The following is a 1,957-nucleotide window of genomic DNA, read 5'->3' as shown; positions in this document are numbered from 1 at the left end:
TCGGTTTTTATCTGCGCATTACTTTCAGTAGTGGGTGAATCTGAGATTCTAGCCGTTTGGCCGATTCCACAGCCCGCGCTGTTTCGCATGCAATACATCGTAGCCGTAAATGTAATGATGTCGAATAATTTATCGTTCAGTTGACATAGATGGCAATGTAAAAGGTTTTTCATGTCAAATTCATCGTTTATGTGTTAATGAAGTTTACTATGTTAAACCTTCCAATCATTGGAAAGTCAAGCTATAAATTCCTGGTACCCAATCTATTTCTTAGGCTATCACTCAGCGCTTATGAAACTTTATGCGGGAATCTATATGACTGGCGTACAATAATGTTTTAAAGTAATTTTTATCAGCCACTTACAATATCAAGCACTGTACGTGCGAAAGTAATTCTTTGATGCAAATTTACGAATAGATTGAGCGCAGATTGAAAAACTGCTATTTAACTGTATGAAAATATCGCTACATTTATTTTTTTAAAAAATGCAGGATTAATTCCGTCACTTGCGTTTCTTTTTGTCTTCGATGAATCCCGTTGTAGAGTTGAGTATCAGCATTGCGACCTTTCTGGGTTGGCAACAAGTCGCTAACCACTGCATTATGGAATGGAAGATAGTATGGAAGGACGCTGTAAAGCGTGTTTTACAGCAGTGAACGTAATGACTTTCTTTTCAGTGATCTGGTGATGTTGCCTATATTACGGATTCAGACCAAATAGCACGGCTTGAAAAGCCGTTAAGTTCATTATTGCCAAGTAGTTTTTTGTCATCAATACCATTTTTCTTTTTTAATCTTATTTGTCTTGACACTGACATTACTTTAATGTAATAGTTTCTGGTATTGTACTCACGTAATTATTATTTATTGCCAAATATAAATCAAACTTGAATGGATCAAATGAAGCGTGTAGCGCGCAGATTATTTTTGGCTTTAATTATGCTTTGGTTGCCGCTGCAAGGAGCATTCGCTGTTGTGTTGCCGCCATGCGCACATGAAGAAAATACAAACAACAAGTTCAACTTCGTCGATATTCCCATAGTTGGCGAGCACCTGCATACTAATCATAACGAGCAATTAATGAGTAGTAACATGGTTTCTAGTCAAGAGTGTGAAGTAAACGCCTTATGTCATATAAGTTGCAGCACATTTATCACCCTTGCACTTTCGAATGAAATTCCCACCAATTATATTTCCTACAATAGCGTTATTACAGCTAAACCGGTCTCGTTCATTCCTGAACAACTTCAGCGCCCTCCGCTAGTATAAATACTTTGAACAGTAGTATGGAATCTATAGCTCTACGATAGTTGTTACTGTCTGAACTGAGCTTGATGAACTCCAATGGAATAGGATCAAGGAAATTCCTCCTCCTTTCCATCCTGATTAGACACACGACAAGAAGCATTTAATAGCTTCGAAGAGTAATGTGTCCTTCAATCTAAGTATTAATATTAAGAGCATGCGATATTATGTTTTCATTTCCCATTTTTTCAAATAGCGTTTCTTTAGGTCTGTTGCTACTTGTAAATAACGCTTTTGCCGGAGCAGATCACAATTATTTAACACTTAAAGCGGCAACAGAAATAGCCACCCAACATAATCCAGGTTTAGCACAAATGAGAGCACGTGCCGAAGCAATGGCGGCGATCCCATCTCAAGTAGGCACGCTACCTGATCCTGAAATTAGCTTCAGTGCTGCGAATCTGCCCGTTAACACATTTAATACCGCTCAGGTAGATATGACACAAATCGGGCCGGGTATTTCTCAAGCCATTCCTTTTCCAGGTAAATTGGCACTACGTAGCTCAGCGGCAACCTTTGAAGCGAAAGCTGCATTAGAAAATGTAACGGAAGCGCGGTGGTGGTTACTCAGTAACGTCAAACAGGTTTGGTGGCAAATTTTTTACCTGGATCATGCGCTACAAGTCGTAAAAGATAACCAATTACTGCTAAA

2 protein-coding genes are annotated in these 1,957 nt (G+C 38.8%); both read left to right on the top strand.

What is annotated here, in order from left to right:
• The first annotated feature begins 891 nt into the window (after positions 1–891).
• Positions 892–1,269: a hypothetical protein gene (locus C8R11_RS15735; RefSeq protein ID WP_107796519.1), complete on the top strand. Its 378-nt coding sequence runs from the start codon at positions 892–894 to the stop codon at positions 1,267–1,269.
• 203 nt (positions 1,270–1,472) lie between these two features.
• On the top strand, positions 1,473–1,957 hold a 485-nt coding region (locus tag C8R11_RS15730), incomplete at its 3' end, for a TolC family protein (RefSeq protein WP_181258290.1).

This window comes from Nitrosomonas aestuarii (genome assembly GCF_003046585.1).
GTDB classification, from domain to species: domain Bacteria; phylum Pseudomonadota; class Gammaproteobacteria; order Burkholderiales; family Nitrosomonadaceae; genus Nitrosomonas; species Nitrosomonas aestuarii.
Note: the sequence above shows the minus strand (reverse complement) of the source record. Positions and strands in the feature narration are given on the sequence as shown.

What these genes read in the sequence shown, in the direction of transcription:
- C8R11_RS15735 (WP_107796519.1), top strand. Translation starts at nt 892, where the DNA reads ATGGATCAAATGAAGCGTGTAGCGCGCAGATTATTTTTGGCTTTAATT.